Here is a 22,448-nt window from a genome sequence, read left to right as displayed (position 1 = left end):
AAAAGAGTATAACTTGTATAATATTAGTCATGATAAAAATTAAAGACTTGTATTATAAATATCCTGAAAGTGATTCTTTCGCTTTACAAGGAGTAAATTTAGAAATTAAAACTGGCCACTATGTGGGTATTTTAGGACACAATGGAAGTGGAAAGAGTACTCTTTCGAAACTAATAAGTGCAATTTATAAAGCTACTGAAGGTCAAATTTACATTGACGATATTTTGTACTCAAAAGAAAACTTGCAAAAGATTCGTTCAAAAATCGGAATTGTTTTTCAAAACCCAGACAACCAATTTATTGGAGCGACAGTTGAAGATGATATTGCTTTTGGTTTAGAAAACAAACTAGTTCCGCGTGAACAAATGAAAGAAAAGATTGAAAAATACACAACTTTGGTTTCAATGCAGGATAGTTTAGATCGTGAGCCACAAAATTTAAGTGGTGGACAAAAACAAAGAGTTGCCATTGCTTCAACTCTTGCTCTTGATCCTGATGTTATTATTTTTGACGAAGTAACTTCAATGCTTGATCCTAAAGGAAAACATGAAATTTTGGAAATTATTCATAATTTGCATCGTGAAACTAATAAAACTTTAATTTCTGTTACTCATGATATGGATGAAGCAATATTGTGTGATGAATTGTTAGTTTTTAGCGGTGGAAAACTAATTGCTTCAGGAAGTCCAAAAGATATCTTAAATAACAAAGAAATTGTGGAAATTGCAAAAATTGACTCACCTTTTATCTACAAGCTTAGTGAGTTAGTTGATGGCGTAGAACCAACTTATAACGAACAGGAGTTAATTGAAGCAATATGCAAATAAAAGTTGACAATATTTCAAAAGAATTTGATAAAAAATTACCTACTCACATTCAAGTTTTAAAAGATATTAGCGTAGATATTTCTGAAGGTGAAATTATTTCTATCATCGGACATACAGGAAGTGGAAAAACTACTTTTATCGAACACCTTAATGCATTACTAATTCCAGATAGTGGAAAAATTACTTTTAAAGATGTTACAAGTCTTAAAAAATCAAAAAAGAATTTGTTTGCTAAATTTAGAAAAACAAAAACAAGTCCTGAACCAGAAGATGTTGAACTGGTAACAATGGATATTGAAATTGTTAATACTAAACGCAAAATTAAAAACATTAAAGCACTGAGAAAACAAGTTGGAGTAGTATTCCAATTTGCTGAATATCAATTATTCGAAAAAACTATTGAAAAAGATATTATTTTTGGCCCTGTTTCAATGGGTATGGATGTTAATAAAGCAAAAGAATTAGCGAAAAAATACATCAAAATTGTTGGACTGCCTGAAAGTTATTTGACTCGTTCACCTTTTAATTTAAGTGGTGGACAAAAACGTCGTGTTGCCCTTGCTGGAATTTTGGCAATGGAACCGAAATTCTTAATTCTTGATGAACCAACTGCTGGACTAGATCCAGCTGGGGTTGAACAAATGTTGCAACTTTTCTATGACTTACATGTTAAAGAAAACAAAACAATCATTATTGTTACTCATGATTTAGATAATGCTTTACGTTGAACTAAAAGAACCATTTTGTTTAAGAATGGTGAAATTATTCGTGATGGTGACACCTACAGCATTCTAAATGATGAACAATGTTTAGTTGAAAACAATTTGCGTTCAACACAATTGCTAACTTTTGTTCGTAAATTAGAACAAAGAGGAGTAAGAGTTGGAAAAGTAACTAATGTTAATGAATTAGCTCAAGCAATTAACAACTGAAAACAAAGACAAAGACAATTGAAAGGAGAATAAATGAATGCCATTATAGGAAAATATGTCAATCTTAATACTCCTATCCACAAAATGGATCCGAGATTGAAATTTATTGCAAACATTTTATTCATCATTTTATTCTTCTTAGTCGATCATTTTGTTACTCTTGGGATTTTGTTAGTTTTCATTGCTTGTGCTTATTTACTGGCTACTCATTCAGTACGCTCATTAATTAAAAAGATTCGTTTACCAATTTATATCGGTCTAGTCTTAGCGCTAATCAACTTTTTTACCATTAAAGGGGCAGGTATAAATTATGTTCCTTTGAGTGGTGAGAGTAATGTTGATGCTTATGTAAATTACAATGGTTTGATTTTGGTAAATGACACATATTGAGCACCAGGCGGACCTAATAGTGCTTTCCAAATTACTCGTTTCTCACTAATGCGAGCAGCAAGTATCACAGCAAGAATTTATGGAATCATTCTTTCAACTACAATCCTAACTTTTACAACTAAACCAGTTCTACTTACAAAAGCAATTAATGACTTACTTTATCCTTTGAAGTTATTAAAATTTCCAAGTGAAATTATTACAATGATAATTAACATCGCTTTACGTTTTATTCCTACTTTATTAGATGAAGCGGGCAGAATCATGAAAGCTCAATCTTCACGGGGAGTTGACTTTAAAAACGGAAGAACAAAAGAGAAAATTAAGTCAATGTTAACCTTAATTATTCCTTTATTCGTTTCTTCTTTTGCCAAAGCAAACGACTTGAGTGATGCGATGACAGTTAGAGGTTATAATCCTTACCAAAAAAGAACACACTATCGTTTGATTAAACCAGTTTGAATTGACTTTTTAGCAGTTGTAATTTTAATGGGTATTTCAACTATGGTTATTTTCTTCCAAGTACAGTCGCAATCATTACCACATTGATGATTACAAACTTTTGTTAAGGTATAATGATGACAAAAAAAGAAAAAGATATTCGCCTGGAAATATTAGAATTACAACAACAAATTCAAATTTGAAACAACGCCTATTTTGATAATGATGATCCATTAGTAAGCGATGCTGAGTATGATGTTGCTTTAGTTAAACTTAAAGAACTGGAAACTCAGTTCGCTTATTTATTAACTGAACAGGAACTAAAAAACAGTCCCACAAATCGCATTGGGGCTTCAGTATCAAATGCTTTTGCTAAATTTCAGCATGCAAAACCTATGCTTTCATTGCAAAAAGCGTATGAAAAAGATGAACTAAAGCGTTGAATTGAAAATGTTGAAAAGGCTAATTCGCAATCAACTTTTTTCATTGAACCTAAAATTGATGGTCTCTCGATTTCTTTACATTATGAAAATGGAAAATTAATTCGAGCAGTAACTCGTGGAGATGGAACAGTTGGTGAAGATGTTACTCACAATTTATTGGTAAACGAAGAAATTCCTTTACAAATTGATTACTTACAGCCATTAGAAGTTCGTGGTGAAGTTTATTTAAAACTTTCACAATTCGAACAAATCAATAAACAATTAGCACAAGAAAACAAGAAGCTTCTTGTTAACCCCAGAAATGGGGCAAGTGGAACACTGCGTCAATTAGATAGTCAAATTACGAAACAAAGAAAATTATCAGTATATTGTTATGCTATAAACGACGCAACCAAGCATAATCTTTATACCATTGATGAAGTTCGTGATTTTTTACACACACACAACTTTCCAGTCACAAAAGAAGGTAAAAAAGTTTACAATCTGGAAGAAATTTTGACTTGGATTAATGAATTTAAAGAAGTCAAAAAGACTTTAGACTATGAAACTGATGGTGTAGTTATAAAGGTAAATGAGTTTAATGTGTATGACTTATTGGGTCAAACTCAAAAATTCCCTCGCTGAGCGATTGCTTTTAAGTATGAACCTGATGTTGCTACAACTGTTATTTTAGATATTTTTACTACAGTAGGAAGAACTGGTTTTATTACCTATAATGCTAAACTTGAACCAGTCTTTTTATCAGGATCGACTATCAGTGCTGCAACTTTACATAATTATGATTACATTAATAAGTTAAAAATTGACATTGGTGATTTAGTTTATATTAAAAAAGCTGGCGAAATTATTCCTAAAGTCATTGGAACAGTGAAGCAAAAAGGTTCGACCAGTTACAAAAAACAAAAATATTGTCCTAAGTGTGGTTCACTGCTAGATGATAGCGAAACCTTAATTGATCAATTTTGTACTAATGATATGTGTCCTGAGGTTAGACTAAGAAAATTGATTCATTTTGCTTCAAAAGGAGCAATGAATATTGACTTTTTAGGTGAAAAAACAGTAGAAATGTTATTTAATAAAAATCTTGTTACTGATTACTATGATTTTTACTCTTTAAAAGATCATTACGATGAATTGATTCAAATTGAAGGATATGGGAAAAAGAGTGTTGACCAAATTCTAGCAAGTATCGAAAAGAGTCGCCAAAATTCTTTAGCAAGACTGTTACATGGTATTTCTATTAAACACATTGGTGAAAAAAATGCTTACTTTATTGCTTCGGAAGTGCAAAAATTCAGTAACTTTTTGACTTTTGATTTTGATAAGCTGATTAATTTTGATGAAATCGGGCAAAAAACGGTTGATTCGTTAAAGAATTTTGTTGCTAATGAAAAAAATGTTGCAATGGTTAACAATTTACTTGCCTGCGGACTAGATTTAGAACATCAAAAAAATATTAAGTCTTTAGAATTAGCAAATTTAGTTTTTGTTATTACTGGAACTTTAAGTCAAAGTAGGAAAGAAACTGAAAAAATGCTAATTAGTAGGGGTGCTAAAGTAACAAATACTGTAACAAAATCAACATCATATTTAGTCGTTGGTGAGAATCCGGGTTCTAAGTATGAAAAAGCTCAGCAATTAGGCACTAAAATCATTTCTGAACAAGATCTAATAAATGAATTTCTAAACTAATAAATTACTGATTTTAAGCAACCAGTTGGTTGCTTTTTTGTCATTTTTTTTCAAAAAAGAGGATCGCATAGCAACAAGACGTTGCTATTTTGCCGAACACAAAAACACTTAAAATGTAGTTTTTTTAACCTATAGGTTAATTTTTTTTGAAAAAAGTCAAAAAAATAGACCTTTTCCAAAAAAAAAAAAAAGTGTTAACTTTTTTGTGACTAATTTTTTACAAAAAATTAGCCTACAAAACTAGGAGTACACTATGGATAACAAGAAAGAAATAGAAAGAGCTGAATTACATAAAGCGATCTGAAAAATTGCCAATGACTTGCGTGGTCAAGTAGATGGATGAGAATTTAAAAACTTCGTATTAGGAACAATGTTTTATCGTTACATTTCAGAGCATATCACAAGCTGATGGAATGAAAATGAACAAGACAGCGATCCAAATTTTGATTATGCTAACTATGATGATAAACTTGCAGATGAAGAATTCAAAGAAGCATCTATTGAAGAAATTGGCTTTTACATAAAACCTTCGCATCTTTTTGCAAACGTTCGTAAAAACGAAAGACAAAATGAAAATTTAAATACCTTAATTGCAAACATTTTCAAAAGTATTGAAGATTCATCTAAAGGAACAAGTAGCGAAGAAGATTTCAAAGGTCTTTTTGATGATTTTGATGTTAACAACATTAAACTTGGTACAACAGTCGCAGAAAGAAATAACAAGATCATCAAGTTGTTAGATGGTATTGGAGACATGAGACTCGGAGAATTTTCAGAAAATACCATCGATGCATTTGGGGATGCATATGAATTTTTAATGGGAATGTATGCATCAGATGCAGGAAAAAGTGGTGGTGAATACTATACGCCACAAGAAGTTGGTCAACTTCTAGTAAAACTAGCAATCAAGAACAAAACGAAAATCAACAAAATATATGACATGTGTTGTGGTTCTGGTTCACTTTTATTACAAGCAATTAAATTGCTAGGTATTGACAAGGTTAATGGCTTCTACGGTCAAGAAGTTAATCCAACAACATATAACTTATGTAGAATCAATATGTTTTTACACAAAGTTCCATTCAATCAATTCCACATTGCATTAGGGGACACACTTAAAGGCTCAGTATTAAAAGATGAAGGCCCTTTTGATGTTATCGTGTCTAACCCTCCTTACTCACTTAAATGAGACGGAAATAAAGATATAACACTTATCCAGGATGAACGCTATGCCCCTGCTGGAGCACTTGCTCCGAGAATGTATGCAGACTTAGCTTTTGTAATGCATGCAATTCATTATTTATCTTCTGATGGAATAGCAGCAATAGTTTTATCGGTTGGAGTTTTGCATCGTGCTAGAGAAGAACAAAAAATCAGAAAATATTTAATAGAAAAAAACTTGGTTGATGCAATTATTCAATTGCCACAAAACTTATTTTTTGGAACATCTATTGCTACGTCAATCCTAGTATTGAATAAAGCCAAAAAAGATACCAACATCCAGTTTATTGATGCATCAAATGAATTTGTAAAGGTTAAAAATAATAACAAGTTAAGTCAAGAAAATATTGACAAAATTTTAAATACTTACTTAAATAAAGAAGTTACAAAACACTTTTCAAATATTGTTCCGCAATCTCAAGTTATAGATAAAAAGTACAATCTTTCAGTTTCTAATTATGTTGAACCAAAAGATACTAAAGAGCCAATCGATATACAAGTTTTGAACAAAGAAATAGCTGAAATTGTCGCTAAACAAGAAAAGTTGAGAGAAGAAATCAGCAAAATCATCGAAGAAATCGAAGGGTTTAATAACTAATGTTTGAAAAAGAGATAAATAAACTAATGTCATCTTGTACATTAAAAAAAGAGTTGCTCGAGAATATTTGTGTTTTTGGGAATAAAGGCAATATTGCAAAGAAAGATCTAAATAAAAATGGAAAATATAATGTTGTAAATTCGTCAATTGATTACTTTGGAAAAATCGACAAATTCAACAACTCGGGAGAATGAATTTCAATTACTTCGCATGGTGAAAACGCAGGGCACGTGAAATATTTAAACGAAAATTTTTATGCAGGAAAACTATGTTACATACTGAAAAGCAAAGATGAAAATTTGATATTAACTAAATTTCTTTATTACTATTTAAAAAATAATGAAAATGTAAAAGTAAGGACTAATGTAATCAAATCTTCTATTAAGTACATGAACTTTCAAAGTTTAATAAAAATTGAAATAGCCATACCTGTTGTGGAGGTACAAAAAAAGATTGTCGAGATTTTGGATACTTTTCAATCATCTACAGCGGAGCTGACAGCGGAGCTGAATAAGAGATTAAAACAATATGATTACTATAGAGATTTACTATTATCTAATGATAATGGTGTTTTTAGTGTTGTAAATCAATACAATCTTGATGAAATCTGTGACTTTAAAAAAGGTAACATTGTTCGTTTATCGTCTTTAAAGACGGGAAATATTCCAATTGTTAGTGGTGGCAAAGAGGTTTCGGGATATACCGATAAATCCAATTTTGATGGTGAAACAATTGCGGTTGCTGCTTCAGGTTCAGCAGGTTATGTTTCTTGATGAAATGAACCAATATTTGTATCGGACGCATTCACTCTTAAAAACAAAAATAATGATGTTTTGAATTTGAAGTATTTATTTTATTGATTAAAGTCAAAGCAAGACATTATTTATTCGTTTAAGAAGGGTGTTGGTACACCACACGTCTATATAAGCGATGTTTCCAAAATGGTAATAACACTGCCACACATTGACAAACAAAACGAAATTGTTCGTTCATTGGACAACTTCTACACAATATGCAAAGATCTTAATATTGGACTTCCTGCCGAGCTTGAGGCTCGCAATAAACAATATGAATTCTACAGAGATAAATTGTTTGAATACATTGAAACAGGCAATATCAATGTAGATAACTTGAGAGAGAGAGAGAGAGAGAGAGAGAGAGGATCTAATTAGATTCATAGAGAACTTTGTTAGCTCAATATCATTCTTAAATGCTAAAAAAATATATTTACTCAAAGATGTTTCAACCATCAAAAAAGGGAAACAAATAAATAAAGTGCTTTTAAGTCCAATTAGAACTGACACATATTGTTATCCTGTGATGAATGGTGGTAAAAACCCATCCGGATATTGACATAATTTTAATGCTGAAAACGTTATTTCTATATGTGAAGGTGGAAGTGTTGGTTATTTAAGGATGATGAATGAAAAGTATTGGTCTGGCGGCCATAATTACGCAATATCAGTAGAAAATACTCAAAATTGGGTAAACATTGAATATTTATATTTTTATTTGAAACAAAATGAAACAAAACTAAAACGACTTGCAAATGGTGTGGGGATAAAAAACTTAAATTTTAGTGATTTACAAAATTTTATGGTTCACTTGCCAAACAAAAATATTCAAGATGAAATTGCTTCAAAACTAATAAGATTCGAAAGTCTTACTAATGGGATAACTGAAGGAATTCCACTACTAATTGAAAAAGTTGAACAACAATACGAATACTATCGAGATTTATTATTTAAAAAAATTGAGTAAAAAAACAAAAACTAGAAGGGTAATATGAATAATTCGCAACATATTTTTGAGACAAACAAAAATACTATTGTTGGTGAATATGAGCCAACAATAAATAACAAAAATAGATCTTTTTCAGAAGAATCTACTCTAGAAAATTTCTTGATTGAAATGCTTGAAAATCAAGGTTATGAATATGCTAGCGAAATTAAAAATGAAGAACAATTGCTAGCTAACCTAAGAAATCAGATTGAAAAGTTAAACAACACAAAATTTTCAGATCAAGAATGAAACATCCTAAAAAGAGATTATTTGTGTAAACCAAACGAAAGCATTGAAGATAAAACACAAAGAATTCAAAATGATTACTTATATACTCTCAAAAGAGACAATGATGAGTCTGAAAACATAAAAATCATTAATAAAAAAGACATTCACTCGAACTCTTTACAAGTAATCAATCAATTTAGAGCGGATTCTAAAATTCCAGGAAGAAAAAATCGTTATGATGTTACTATTTTAGTCAATGGTTTACCTTTAGTTCATATTGAACTGAAAAAAGCTGGTGTTAATATTGAAAATGCTTTCAATCAAATTGAACGCTACCAGGCTGAGTCTTTTGATGAAAGCGAAGGATTGTTCAATTATGTACAAATATTCATAATTTCTAATGGAACTTTAACCAAATATTACTCAAATACTACTCGAAAATATGCTATTGATCAGCGAAAACAAGCAACCAAAAAAGAAACTCGAAGCTCAAATAGTTTCAAATTTACAAATTACTGAGCCAATGTCAACAACAAATTACTAGAAGGTATTGAGGATTTTGCCAGAACCTTTTTAAGAAAGTCTGTTTTGTTAGAAGTTTTAACAAAATATTGTGTCTATACTGAAGATAAAAAGTTATTAGTGTTGCGTCCATACCAAATAGCTGCGGCTGAAGGAATTATCAACAAATTAAGACTAGTAGTTAATTATCCAGATAAATTTAAAGGAAACAAAAAAGGTGGTTATGTTTGACACACAACCGGTTCTGGTAAAACATTGACATCATTCAAGACTGCTCAGCTAGCAACACAAATTAGTGAACTTAAAAAGATTATTTTTGTTGTTGATAGAAAAGACCTTGATTATCAAACAATAAATGAATTTAATAAATTCCAGAAAGGCTCTGTAGCAAGTACAAGAAACACCAATATTTTGGCTGGTAAAATCACCAGCACCAAAGAAACTGATAGAGTAATTGTTACAACTATTCAAAAACTTTCTCGTTTTGTCAACAAAAATCACTCTAATTTAAGTATTTTTAATGAAAATGTTGTTTTCATCTTCGACGAGTGTCATCGTTCGCAATTTGGTAAGATGCATGCCCAAATTAAGAAGAAATTTAAAAATGCTATCATGTTTGGTTTTACTGGAACACCAATTTTGGATGAAAATTCAGCATCTGCTTCAAATAATTTAACGACTGAAGCACTTTTTGGTGAAAAGATACATTCATACACAATTATTGACGCAATCAGAGATGAAAATGTTTTGAAATTCAATGTTGAATATGCCAAAATTGAGCACAATTTACACTTAAGTATCAGTGAAGAAGACATTTATATGCAATCTGGTTATATTTCAGCAGTTGTTAGTCATATATTAGATAATTTTGATAAAAAAACACTGCAAAATGAAAGTTATAATGCAGCAAAACTAACAAATATTAAACAATTGACAACAAGAAATGATGGTGCTAAACAAATGAGTGTTTCGGTACAACAAAATGGATTTAACTCAATTTTTGCTGTTTCAAGTATTGCACAACTAAAACTTTATTATGACGAATTAATTAAACAAATTGAAAAAAGACAAAGCAACATCAAAATTGCTGCTATCTACAGCAAAAGTGCTACCGATTCAGAAGAATATGAAGATATTGACGGAAATGACTTTGAAGCAGTTAATTCGCTTTCGGATTCTGATAAGAAATTCTTAACCAAAATTATCAACAATTACAATAATCATTTTGGTACAAATTACAGTATTGACGATGAAGGTTTTGCAAGTTACTACAAAGACATTTCATTAAGAACTAAAAACAAAGAAATTGACATTTTGCTAGTTGTTAATATGTTTTTAACTGGTTTTGATGCACCAACATTGAATACATTGTGAGTCGATAAGAATTTAAAACACCACAGCCTATTGCAAGCATTTAGTCGAACAAACAGAATTTATAACAATGTAAAAGATTCAGGTAATATTGTTTGTTATCGTGACCTAAAACAACAAGTTGATGAATCAATTAGACTGTTTAGTGATGAAGATACAGCATCAACTATTGTGTTGATGCGTACTTTCGAAGAATACAACAACGGTTATTACAATGATAAAGGCGAATATCAACCAGGTTTTAGTGAAATTCAAAATAACTTAAAGCAAAAATTTAATCCCAATGATCCATATGTTTTTGATAAGTTATTATCCTTTGAACCATTTAGAAATGATTTTTTACGCCAATATAACTCTTTTATCAAATTGAAAAATATAATTCAGAGATTTGATGAATTTAATGAAGAAAAACATGCCATTGTAACAAGTGACGAAAACCTTAAATACAAATCTTGATATTTAGAATTGCATGATCGTGCCAAAAATACTAGCAAAGATCATACACCAATTGAAATTCCGGAAGATATTGTTTGAAATATTGAAATCATTCGTCAAGATCAAATCACTGTGCTTTATGTTCTTAACTTAATTAACAAGTACAAACAAGCAAATAATTATATTTCATCAGAATATAGAGAAAAAATTATGAATGCGGTTAATTCTGCAATAGACACAAGACGTTTAGCTGATATTTTTGAAAAATTCATTGATATTTGTATTTCTAAAGAAGCCGACGAAGACGATATTGTTTCGCAATTCAAGAATTTTGCTATTTCTAACTATGAGCAAGAAAAAAATAATTTGATAACTAATAAAAAATTAAAACAAGATAAGATCGATGAAAAAATGGTCGATTTTTTCAAAGAAGCTAAAGTTAATTTGGAAGGTTCTTTAAATGATTTAACTGCTCAAAGAATTTCATCACGTGGTGATTCGAAAACAAAGAGACAACAATGATTTGAAGAAATCCGTGAAGGAATTAATTATTTATTCAATAAATATTTTGTAATCAAAGATGACATCGTTGCTGAATATGAAAAGAGTCTTTCAAATTAAAGCAAAAGAATACTACCTAATTCAAAGGGCAGGAATTTAATTCTTGTCCTTTTATTTTCGATTATTAAATACGAAATTAGACCCAAGACAACTTAAAGGTTTTTTATTTCATAAAAAAAGCGGAATGGTTATAATTTTTCATATGATTAATATAGTTTTATACCAACCTGAAATTAGTCCTAATACCGCTAATATCATTCGAACTTGTTTTAGTGCTGGTGCTAAATTGCACATTATTAAACCAATTGCTTTCGATTTACACCCACATTGAATGAAAAGAGCGGCAGCAGGAAGATTTTTAAGTGATATCGAGCACGAAATTCACAACTCATACCAAGATTTTTTAGCCAAATATGGCTCAAAAAATGTTTACTATGTAACTCGTTATGGATACACTACATATGCTGACATAGATTTTAAAACTGAATTTAAACAAAATGATGAAGTGTGAATTATGTTTGGTACTGAATCTACCGGGATACCAAAGAAAATTTTGCAAACTAATTTAGATAATTGCTTGCGTATTCCAATGACACCAGAAAGTCGTTCGATAAATTTAGCAAATAGTGTAATTGTTGTTTTATATGAGGTTTTAAGACAATTAGATTTTATGAACTTATCAAAATACGAAGTGCAAAAAGGAAAAGATTTTATCAAGGAGTAAAATGCCAAAACTTACTGTCGACCAAATTGTGAAAATGAAATTTAGTCCGGCAATTAACGGTTACAATGCTGATGAAGTTGATGAATTCATTGATCTTTTGATTGAAGATATTGTTGAATACATTGATGAAATTGAAAAATTGAAGGCAAGGTTAAAAAATGATTAATTGATTTCCAGGACACATGAAAAAGGCATTCGACCAAATCAAACAAAAAGAAAAGTTGTTTGATGTTTTTATTATTGTTTTGGATGCCCGTTGTCCAATTAGTTCTTACAATGCCGAATTTGATAAAATCTCACCACACAAAAAGCGGATTTTTGCTTTTACCAAAATTGATCTTGTAGATAAAAATCGTTTTAATCAAGTTGTTAAATCATTTAACAATCCCAACGATGAAATAGTTTTTTTAAATTTAAAAGACAATAATAAGTCTTACAATGCACTAACAAAAGTAATTAAAAAAATTTATACTCAAAAACAACAAAATACTAAAAAAGGTTTTAAAGTTCCACCATTAAAAATTGGAGTATTAGGAGTTCCAAATAGTGGCAAAAGTACGCTAATCAATATTTTAGCTAAATCTAAAGTAGCTAAAGTTGGTAATGAAGCAGGAATAACGCGGTCAGAGCAGTGAGTAAATTGTAATAACGAATTCATTGTTTTAGATACTCCTGGTTTGCTGTGACCTAAATTTGATGATCAAATGCAAGCTGTCAAATTAGCTGTCATCGGTTCAATAAAAAAAGAAGCATTAGACTTAAAAGATTTTTGTTATGAAGCATACAGGTTAGTTTCACAATATAAACCTCAAGCCTTAGAAGCTTTAGATTTAGAAGCATCGCAAGAAGATGAAATAATTTATAACAACATTATTCAACTTGCTAGACAGAAAAACTTTTTAGATAAAAACAAACAAGTTTTATTTACTGAAACTTATAATTTCTTAATTAATTATTTTAGAAATCTAAAAAACATTATTTACGACTAGGAGAAAGTATGGATTTTCGTGATTTTGTTGAATTTAAAGATAACAATAGACTACCAATACACACAAAAGTTATCGATTCTGACTTGAGAATTGTTTTTTTAGGTGATTCAATTTCAGCTGGTTTTAACTCAAAATTTGGTTTTCAGTCTTGTGGTTATTTGGACAAAGAACAAAGAAAAGTTATAGGTTTAAGTTATCCTGCCTATTTAGTGCGGATGATAGAAGAAATTAGACCCCACTTTTTAAGTTCTTATGATAATTTTGGTTTTAGCGCAATAACAGCAGCTCAATATAGTGAGTTGCTAGATTTTAAGCGTGAAGTTTCAGTTTCATTGCAAAATGAAATGGATTTTATTCGTTCAATTAATGATAATGATCAAAACCCTTTTCAACATGAATTAAACCCTTACTTTAAAAACTTTAATTTCGGTAATGGTGATTTTGACATAATTAAGGCAAAAATTCAAAATGCTAATGTTGTTGTTGTAACCTTAGGAGCAAACGATTTTTTAGCTAAAATTCCTTGAAATTTATTACGTAATTTTTATGCTGTTAAAAATCTTTCACGTCGCGCCTTTGCTTTTTCGCAAGTTGTAGAACATTTACATATAACAAGTGAAAAAATTGTTAGTGATTTAGAGCAAGTAATTACTAAAATTAGAGCTTTAAATAGCGAAACAAACATAGTTTTAGTTGGTTATCCTTTACCTTTAATTCACTTTAAAAATGCTTTAGATGACACATTTTCAACCACTGATATCAGTTCTGAAAAAATGAGTGATATTATGTTGGGATATTTAAATGCCGCAATCAAAGAAGCTGCCAATAGAACTAACAATATGTATGTCGACAGTTTTGATCGCGATTTTTGAATCACTAACAAAAATTTCTTATATGAAAACATTTTAGACATTCATCCAACTGAAAAAGGGTACAAACATATGGCACAAAGTATTCTTTTAAAACTTGGATTAGATGACAATTATGTTTCAAAAGTCTATGGGGATGATTCTGATAATATTTTGAATTTTTTACCAAAATTCAATATCTACAAAAAAGATTTCAATAGTTATCGCAAAATTTTCAACCTTAAAGCCAATAGTTTAGGTTTAATATTGGCAGTTTTAGGTATGAATCGTGGAGATAAATTATTTTTAGACGATTACTATGAACAAGAAATCAAAAACTTAATGTTACCCAACTATCGCATTTCTGAAGCAACTAGAGCATTAGAAAAACATTTGCAAATGGGATTCGGAAGTACATTAACAAGATATATCGAGAAAAAGTTTGCTTCCGCACCACAAGAATATAAAACTAAACAAAATCTTTTAAATTTCTTAGAAGGTAAGAAATGAAGTCAGGAAATTTTTCTTACCTTACTTGAAAACAACCATGTTGATAATTTTATTTACACAGTTCAAACAAATTTAACAAAGAAAAATCAAATTGCTTGAACTGATATTATTGAGTCAAAAAATAATGTTATTAAGAGACAAAATTTAGTTTACCCAGTTGCTCAAAATTTACTAAAAGCAAAATTTATTAATGATTCAAAAGAAGAGTTATGAAATATTGTTTATGATTTTATGACTGAAATTTTGACTACTCCGCTTCTGGAAACACTCATCAATCATAAATTGGATGAAAGATATAGTTACAGTCGTGATTATTTGGCGCAACTAGAAAGTTTTAAAGAATTTATTGATTTCTTATTCAATAACTTTATGTTAAATATCAAAAAATACTCAGAATTAAGATCTTTTGACGAGTTATGATACGTCTGATTAAAACAAAACCACTACAAAATCATTTTCTATTTTGACAAGATTCTAAAAGAAATCAGTTCAAAAGAAAACTTTGCCAAATCAATTCAGTTCATTAAATTAAATTTATTTTCAATTTACAAAATTAATTTTGAACTAAGCGAAAAAGAAAACGCAAAAATTGAAAGAGCAATTTCAAACTTGCTATATTTTGTTTCTGACAACAAGCCGAAACTGAACAAATTGTTAACAATGTTGTTGCAAGAAGCACAAACAATTTCAATTTATGATTATTTATTCAGTGCCGAAAAACAAAAACGTCGCAAGATGATTAAACGTAAATTCTTTGCCAAAGCTTATTTATATTCAAGAATTTTTGGAAAAATCTTTTATTCATCAAGTTCTATCCACTTAATCTTAACCAAAGCTAAAAAAGCACATAGTCAAGAAACTAAGAAAGGAAAATAATGCGTGTATATTCAAAAACAATGAATGTTTATAATGTCATTGAACTAAAAAACGGTTTAGGTTCACCACACTCACCACACATTGGTTGAGAAGAAGTAAAAGGTGCAAAATCTTATGCTATTAGTTTAATTGATCATGAAGCTAATGGGGTTGTGGGAATGTCATTTATTCACTGAATAGCATTCAATATTCACAATGACCATATATGTCGTAATTCAAGTATTTCGAAAGCAAATGAAATAGTGCAATTTGAAAATTCACTATCAAAAAATGTTAATGAAATTTTGTTACCAAGTCAATATTTAGATGATAATGCTTCACGTTATTACGGGCCTTGTCCTCCTGACCAAGATCATACTTATGAAGTGCGTGTTTATGCTTTAGATTTTGAAGATGTAAGCAAATTTGTTGATACATCAAAACCATTATTTTGAAACGATATGGAAGAAATAATTGCAAACCACGTTATTGATGAAGGGGTACTAACTTTTGCTTCGCAACAAGCATTAACTGATTCAGAAGGTAACTTATATGCCGATGAAAGTCAAACTCATGGAATGTTTTATGTCTTAAATGAAAACAAAGAAGTCGACGGCCTAAAAGTTACTATTCCTGCTTTGGAGCAAGATGATAAAAACATTCTTCACTTGCCCAAAAAATATTATTTTGATATCGACAGTGTGTCAAAACCAGACTTGAAGGTTTCAACTCCCTTAATAAAAATTAAAAACATTAAAAATGTTAAAGAATATGCAATTTTTATTTTCAATTCTTCGACAGCACAACAATGAGGATTAGTAAGTTGTGAGTTTGCATGTTTAGGTATCAAACCACAAAGTGGAGATTGAACAATTATTATAGAAAACGACTTTACTAAAGATGAAGAACGGAGCGCTCGTCACTACATTAATAATTCATTTAGTCAGCAGTCGATTATGCCAGAAGAAATTAAAAAGTATTTCGTTAATCGTCAAAATAAGTGAAATGTTTTTAAAATCAAAAAGTCAAAAACAAAAAACAAGTTCCATTGAATGGTAGTTTACGCTTTAGATCAGAACATAACTGAGCGCCAAAAAGCTAACAACGTAGCGGATGCCTATCGGCTAATTAAAAATAAAGTAATAGCCGAAAAAATCATTAAATTCAAACTCAAATAAAAATTATGGTGGGTTAAAAACCTACCTTTTTATTAAAAACACTAAAAAAGACTGATTATTTTGCATCTTTTTCGTATTTTTTAAGATTCTTAATTTCATGCCAAAGAAAATTTAAAAAATAATTTGAAAACAAAAAATAAAAATATGTCTATAATTATTTGCGAAAGGAAAAGTAAAATGACTACATTTAACTCATTACGCAAGTGTACATTTTATATGACATACATGTTTATTAACACATGTATTATTTTCTTTTCAAATTTTGATTTTATTATTAAGTGAATTATTATTAATTTATAACCAAAAACTAAATTTGAAAGCAATCTAGCTTTTTGCCAAAACTTTAATTCGACAAAAGGCTAAGAAGTCCGTTTTTTTCACATAAATAAAGTCAAAATTAATTGTTATTCTTGTGGTTTATCCCAAAATTGAAACTATTTTTAATAATTTTAATTCTAAAAGCTAGCAATTAACTTTGTCGGTTAAGTGCTAGCTTTTATTTTTTAAAAGCAGCAAGAAATAACAAAATTATCTAAAAACAATTAAGGAGAAAAAAATGAAAAAACTTAAGTGACGTAAATCGCTTCTTCTCTCATCATTGACAGTTTTAGGATTAGGTGCCAGTGCTGTGCCATTTATCGCTGCTTCATGTGATGATACAAATAGTGGTGGTGGTACTGGTGGTGGTAAAACCGAAGGTGGAAGCCAAGATGGAAGTCAAAATTCACAAAACAGTGTTGAACCAAATATCGATGTAAATGATTCTTTATATAAATCTTATTCACCAGATTTACAAAGTTATTACAATGCTAAGATTTCAAAATCAAAAAGTGATGCTCTAAAATACTGACAAGGTAAACAAACAGTTGCAAGTCTTAAAAAATGATCAACAAGTTATAACACTGATGCTCCAAACCGTGCCTTCATATATGAAGGTTCAAGAGGATATGGTTCATTAGGAAATGCTGCAAGTCTTTCAGAAACATCAACATTATTGGTTCGTATGCAAGGTTTAAATCAAGCAACGTATGAAACAAAATTAGTGATTGATGATGGTAAACCAACTACTCAAATTTTGATTACTCGTCCTTCATACTGAAGATATACACTTGATGGTGCAAAGGCCATTTTAGTTACTAAAAACGATGGTTCAGTAGTTGTTTTCGACAATGATGAAGTAGATTCAATTGATAAACAAAAACCAGTAATGTTAGCAGATGGTATTCATTTTAGATACATGGATAACCAAGCAACTTCAAGTAATGATCGTTCAATTAACTCACAACACTTCAAAGATGTCTTAAAAGACGCAAAAAGTATGCAATTCGTTGTTCGTGAATATGCTTGAGTAGATGGTGATGGTAAAGATTCAGGAACTAAAACAAAAGCCGAAGACTACTATGTAAGTTTTGTTCGTACTGTTGCTAATTCAAAAGGGTTCAGACTAGAAAATGGTGGAACTGAAAGTTTAGACAAAATCATCAATGAAATCTCAACAAGAATGGGTTCTCCAGACATTTATGGTGAAAAATCAAAATATCCAAATGCTTACATCTACCAAGCCTTCGGAATCGACTTATCAGCACTATTGGATAAATCAAAAGCTATAACCAAAACACAAACATCTGAAGCTCAGTACAATAATTTAGATGCTTATACTTTTAGTCTTGTTGATGGAGCAACAGAGCCTAATTTCTATGGTTTATTTGAACAAGTTGCTAAATCATTTGAATGATCAGCGGCACCTAGTGACTGAATTAAACAAAATACCAATAATATTGATGCAAGTTCTCCATATTGAGGAAATCTTGAGAGTGATGAAAAAACTCAATTAGAAAGTGCACTAAAAGATTCTCAATACAATAGTCTTGCAAAAGAAGCAGGAATTTACTGATATGGAATTACTCCAAAAGCTACTTTATACTCAGGACGTTACTTACCAACAAAAACAATTAACTCAACTGAACTAAGAAAAAACCATTCATACTGAAATCAAAATTGAGTAAATTCAGGATTAACAATTGATACAATCGTTGAAAATTACAACTTAAGTCAAAACCCTGAAGCATTCAAAGTCCAACAATACAACCAATACAAAGAAGGAAGTACATCAGCAATTTCTTATTCTTCTTTAACATCGGCACAACGAAGTGAATTTACTAAAGACATTTGAGGTTACAGATATAACCAATCAAGAAACTTAAAAACATGAGTAGCTCGTGATCTTCTTTCTGCATTCCCAACTAATCTATCTTCTTTAGTAAAAGATTTAAAATCAGACAAAAAATACACTGATCAAGTGCCAGGATGACAAGCTAAATACCCTTACAATGATGCATATGCAAAATTAATGTACGGTGCTTCATTAGAAGATATTGCTAATGGAAATGTAAAAGATGTAACATCATTTATCGCTGGAAGTGGTTTAGAATTCAGAACATTAACTAATGCTGCTTTAAACTGAAGAAAAATAGCATTTACTGTAAGCCCAAATGCTCGTGAATGATTAGTTCGTTTTGCGCAAGATACACCTTTTGGTGGAACAAACCAAGCTGAATGAGCTGCTAAAGATGAAGTCACTCCACGTGATAAATATAATGAAATTAACGCATTGTATGCAGTTGATAAAGACGGAAACAAATTAGGTTTAAATGACAACAATTCTTCAATCACTCCAAAAGACAATGAAAATGCAATTCTAAAAGTTTCAGATGACTTAGATCAATACAAATCAGCTGCTTATGACAAAGTAAAAGTGGCAGTAAAAGCATTGTTGGACAAATTCTATGCAGAAAATAATCTATCAAATGATGTAAAAGTAAGTTGAGAATTAATTTATCCATATTCAAATATTTCGGCTAACGACACTAAATTGTACGAAAATGTGCAAAAAACTTTGAACTCACTAGATTCTCGTTTAGATGTTAAATTCAATGCTACAATCGGAAACTGAACTGAAGTGCAATATCCAAAACTTGTAGCAGCAGGCCTTGACATTGTATGATGAGGATACGACTACCAAACAATAGGTTCAGGATTTGACGCTTACTCATGAATGGGTTCATTGTTACCAACACTATATGAAATTGCAACTAAACCTGAATTACAAGCTAGCTTGCAAAAAGCATTCCCTCACTTAGTTGAACTATCAAAAGAATTGAAAAAATTCTATGATGACAATAAATCTAAATTCAGCAATCTTTTAGATGCAGATAAATGATGAAACACTGCGCTAAAAGAAGGAAGAGATTATTACTCAAAATTCGGTGACAATATTTGAACTTTCTCATACCAATTCTGACAAAATATTAACAGTACAAGTACAAATGAAAAATTACTAGCACTTGCAAATGAAGTGTCAGTATTCACTGGACCTTCACTTGATGGAAATATGGTAACAGCACGTTCAGCCTTTATTCCATACTTAGCATCAATTCAATATGACATTCCAAGAGTTGGGACAGACTACGTATACATTGCAGATTACAAACTAAATAAATAGAAAATGACTCGTTATATTTTAGAAAGAATAGGTTTTGCACTCTTAACCTTATTTCTAATTTCTTTAGTTTCGTATGTTTTAATGGCAGCTTTTTCACAAGAAAACCCATTTTTAACTTACGCTCAATCCAAAAACATTAGTCCAGTAGCTGACTATGTTAAAGCACAAGAAATTAAATATGGTTGAAACTTACCTATTATTGTTCGATTTTTCAAATATTTAGGGGGGATTTTTAAAGGTGATTGAGGTGCAATTTATAACCCTGATATAGCAACCAAGTTAGGAATGGAAAATAGTACAATTCCAAAACTATTCTTTGTTCCTTTAGTTTACTCGATCCGTATTTCATTACCAGCCTTTTTCATTAGTGCAATTATCGGAATAGGGTTAGGAACTTTATCAGGATACAAAAGAGGTACACTAACCGACAGTATCATCAATACTTTTGTACTTATCTTTATTGCATTGCCTTCATTCATCATCGCCCCACTAGCAATCAATTTAGCCGTTAAATTAGGTTTACCTTCACGGGTATTCTTAGAAAAGGACGGCTTTTCTCAGTCTAGACAGATTTTGTCATATTTAACCCCAATCATCATTGTTATTCTAGGTTCACTAGCAACTTATACTTCATATACTCGAAATCAAATTATTACTGTTTTAACTTCAAACCATGTTTTAATCGCTAAAACTAAAGGTTTGAGTAATTGACAAATTTTCTGAAAACACGTTTTAAGAAATATTTCCATTCCGTTGTTTTCAATCATTTTTCCATCATATATTGGTTTATTAACTGGTTCGATTGTTATTGAAACGTACTGAAGCGTGCCAGGAACATCACAAGTTATTATTAACTCATTCCCTAAAGGTGAAATCAATATTGTGATGTTTAACATTGTATTCTTTACATTCTTATCAGTCTTTACTGAAATTATTGTTGATGTCAGTTATGTAGTTCTAGATCCAAGAATTAAATACGCATCAGCTTCAAAATACAACTATTTAGGTTACCTAAAATCTTGAAATGAAAGAAGAAGAATCTTCAAATCAATGCAATTAGAAATTAGCGAAGGAGGACAAAGTGAAAGCAGCAGAGTTTAATAAAAAATACAAACTGAGTAATGAATTAAACGAAAAAATTCATTTTGTTGACCCTAATAAACGTAAAATCATTTCAAATATTGCTGGTAAGCCCAAAAAAATCGTTATTGAAATCTTCAAACGTTTCTTCAAGAACCCTTATGTAGCGTTTTCATTCTTTATTTTTGTTGCTTTATTGTTGTGTGCTTTTATCATTCCAGCAACATCGCAATATCAAGCAAATAAACCAGTCACCGGTGATAACTTAGAATTTATTAAATTTTTACCACCTAACAACAGTCCGATAACAACTCGTAATGTTACTTTAACTCCAGGTTCAGGAGCAGAAGCAGTCAGTGATCAAGTTTTTGCTACTTACTTAAGAATTAAAGACTTAGTAAGCAAGGATGACACTCCAGAATATGTAAAAGATTATTTCCAAATCTTGTTAAATTCTTCATCATTTTCACAAATTGGAGAATCAGTTCAAGTTTCCTTTACTTACAATAGCTATCAAATGTATCAATCTTATGTTGTTTACGCAAAATTATTTGCTTATTTAAGTGAAAATAACAGCAATTTCCCAGCTCAAGATGTTTTCACCTCTTGAATAAACTCAGCACCAAAAGTTAATTCGATTTTAGGAACTGATGTTTACGGAAGAGATGTTTGAACAGCTTCTTGATATGCAACTGCTGAATCAATCAAAATTGCTATTTTAACTGCTATCGTGCAAACCATTATTGGAGTATCAATTGGAGCTTATTTAGGTTTCAAAGCAGGAACAAGAATTGATACCATAACAATGCGGGTAATTGAAATTATTCTTTCACCACCTTCATTAATTTGAATGCTACTATTCGTATCAATTTTAGGAGTTAACAACTGAGCTTTAATCTTGTCACTAATCATTACTGGTTGAGCATGACCAGTTTCTTCAACAAGAATGTTTATTATTACTGTTAAAGATGAAGAATACATTACAGCTGCAAAAAGTATTGGTGCTTCGACCACAAGACAAGTATTCATTCATGCACTACCAGCAATCTTAGGAAAAATTGCTAACTCATTTGTTAAAAGAATTCCGTCAATCATCTTGTCTCTTGCTTCACTTGCCTTCTTAGGTTTCTACAAAGACAACAACAATGTTAACTTAGGACAATTATTAATTGATGCAACACCACAAATTTCAAATAACTTCTGAATCTTATTATTGCCTTCATTAATCCTTCTAACTCTATCACTTTCATTGCATTTCATTGCTATCGGAGTACACGATTCACTCGATCCGCGTATAATTAGTGCGAATAAAAAATAGAGGT

The 22,448-nt window shown here is 30.4% G+C and carries 16 protein-coding genes; all 16 read left to right on the top strand.

The annotated features are described in order from the left end of the window. Positions 1–29: 29 nt before the first annotated feature. The gene (locus ACSH40_RS01575) at positions 30–827 is read left to right on the top strand and encodes an energy-coupling factor transporter ATPase (RefSeq protein ID WP_438341255.1); all 798 of its coding nucleotides are present in this window, start codon (positions 30–32) and stop codon (positions 825–827) included. Continuing rightward, positions 818–1,792 carry an energy-coupling factor transporter ATPase gene (locus ACSH40_RS01570; protein WP_438341254.1) on the top strand — a complete coding sequence of 325 codons (975 nt, stop codon included), beginning with the start codon at positions 818–820 and terminating at the stop codon, positions 1,790–1,792. The genes ACSH40_RS01575 and ACSH40_RS01570 overlap by 10 nt, the downstream gene beginning before the upstream one ends. Then, the gene (locus tag ACSH40_RS01565; RefSeq protein ID WP_438341253.1) at positions 1,793–2,722 is read left to right on the top strand and encodes an energy-coupling factor transporter transmembrane component T family protein; all 930 of its coding nucleotides are present in this window, start codon (positions 1,793–1,795) and stop codon (positions 2,720–2,722) included. It begins immediately after the preceding gene. 2 nt (positions 2,723–2,724) lie between these two features. Further along, positions 2,725–4,722, top strand: a complete 1,998-nt coding sequence (ligA, locus tag ACSH40_RS01560; protein ID WP_438341252.1) for an NAD-dependent DNA ligase LigA — start codon at positions 2,725–2,727, stop codon at positions 4,720–4,722. A 253-nt stretch (positions 4,723–4,975) separates the two neighbouring features. Further along, on the top strand, positions 4,976–6,541 hold the full coding sequence (locus tag ACSH40_RS01555) for a type I restriction-modification system subunit M (protein ID WP_438341251.1): 1,566 nt from the start codon (positions 4,976–4,978) through the stop codon (positions 6,539–6,541). After that, positions 6,541–7,713: a restriction endonuclease subunit S gene (locus ACSH40_RS01550; RefSeq protein ID WP_438341250.1), complete on the top strand. Its 1,173-nt coding sequence runs from the start codon at positions 6,541–6,543 to the stop codon at positions 7,711–7,713. Before ACSH40_RS01555 ends, ACSH40_RS01550 begins: the two co-directional genes overlap by 1 nt. Beyond that, a complete protein-coding gene (locus ACSH40_RS01545) occupies positions 7,667–8,302 on the top strand; it encodes a restriction endonuclease subunit S (RefSeq protein ID WP_438341799.1) in 636 nt (211 codons plus the stop codon). Before ACSH40_RS01550 ends, ACSH40_RS01545 begins: the two co-directional genes overlap by 47 nt. 24 nt (positions 8,303–8,326) lie before the next feature. Continuing rightward, entirely contained in the window at positions 8,327–11,500 is a 3,174-nt protein-coding gene (locus tag ACSH40_RS01540; protein WP_438341249.1) for a type I restriction endonuclease subunit R, read from the top strand. A 142-nt stretch (positions 11,501–11,642) separates the two neighbouring features. After that, a complete protein-coding gene (locus ACSH40_RS01535) occupies positions 11,643–12,164 on the top strand; it encodes a tRNA (cytidine(34)-2'-O)-methyltransferase (protein WP_438341248.1) in 522 nt (173 codons plus the stop codon). 1 nt (position 12,165) lies between these two features. Next, the gene (locus ACSH40_RS01530; RefSeq protein WP_438341247.1) at positions 12,166–12,330 is read left to right on the top strand and encodes a DivIVA domain-containing protein; all 165 of its coding nucleotides are present in this window, start codon (positions 12,166–12,168) and stop codon (positions 12,328–12,330) included. Continuing rightward, positions 12,323–13,153 carry a ribosome biogenesis GTPase YlqF gene (gene ylqF, locus ACSH40_RS01525; RefSeq protein WP_438341246.1) on the top strand — a complete coding sequence of 277 codons (831 nt, stop codon included), beginning with the start codon at positions 12,323–12,325 and terminating at the stop codon, positions 13,151–13,153. Before ACSH40_RS01530 ends, ylqF begins: the two co-directional genes overlap by 8 nt. 8 nt (positions 13,154–13,161) lie before the next feature. Further along, positions 13,162–15,387: an SGNH/GDSL hydrolase family protein gene (locus tag ACSH40_RS01520; RefSeq protein ID WP_438341798.1), complete on the top strand. Its 2,226-nt coding sequence runs from the start codon at positions 13,162–13,164 to the stop codon at positions 15,385–15,387. After that, positions 15,387–16,544: a YbhB/YbcL family Raf kinase inhibitor-like protein gene (locus ACSH40_RS01515; RefSeq protein WP_438341797.1), complete on the top strand. Its 1,158-nt coding sequence runs from the start codon at positions 15,387–15,389 to the stop codon at positions 16,542–16,544. The genes ACSH40_RS01520 and ACSH40_RS01515 overlap by 1 nt, the downstream gene beginning before the upstream one ends. A 556-nt stretch (positions 16,545–17,100) precedes the next feature. Continuing rightward, positions 17,101–20,046, top strand: coding sequence for an OppA family ABC transporter substrate-binding lipoprotein (locus tag ACSH40_RS01510; RefSeq protein ID WP_438341796.1), 2,946 nt, complete (start codon positions 17,101–17,103; stop codon positions 20,044–20,046). A 3-nt stretch (positions 20,047–20,049) separates the two neighbouring features. Continuing rightward, positions 20,050–21,147: an ABC transporter permease gene (locus ACSH40_RS01505; RefSeq protein ID WP_438341795.1), complete on the top strand. Its 1,098-nt coding sequence runs from the start codon at positions 20,050–20,052 to the stop codon at positions 21,145–21,147. Further along, positions 21,128–22,444, top strand: coding sequence for an ABC transporter permease (locus ACSH40_RS01500; protein WP_438341794.1), 1,317 nt, complete (start codon positions 21,128–21,130; stop codon positions 22,442–22,444). The genes ACSH40_RS01505 and ACSH40_RS01500 overlap by 20 nt, the downstream gene beginning before the upstream one ends. Positions 22,445–22,448 lie beyond the last annotated feature (4 nt).

The sequence above is a fragment of the Mycoplasma sp. 3341 genome, assembly GCF_051549855.1.
Lineage (GTDB): Bacteria > Bacillota_I > Bacilli_A > Mycoplasmatales > Metamycoplasmataceae > Metamycoplasma.
The sequence above is the reverse complement of the archived record's forward strand: the minus strand, read 5'-3'. Positions and strand labels throughout refer to the sequence as shown.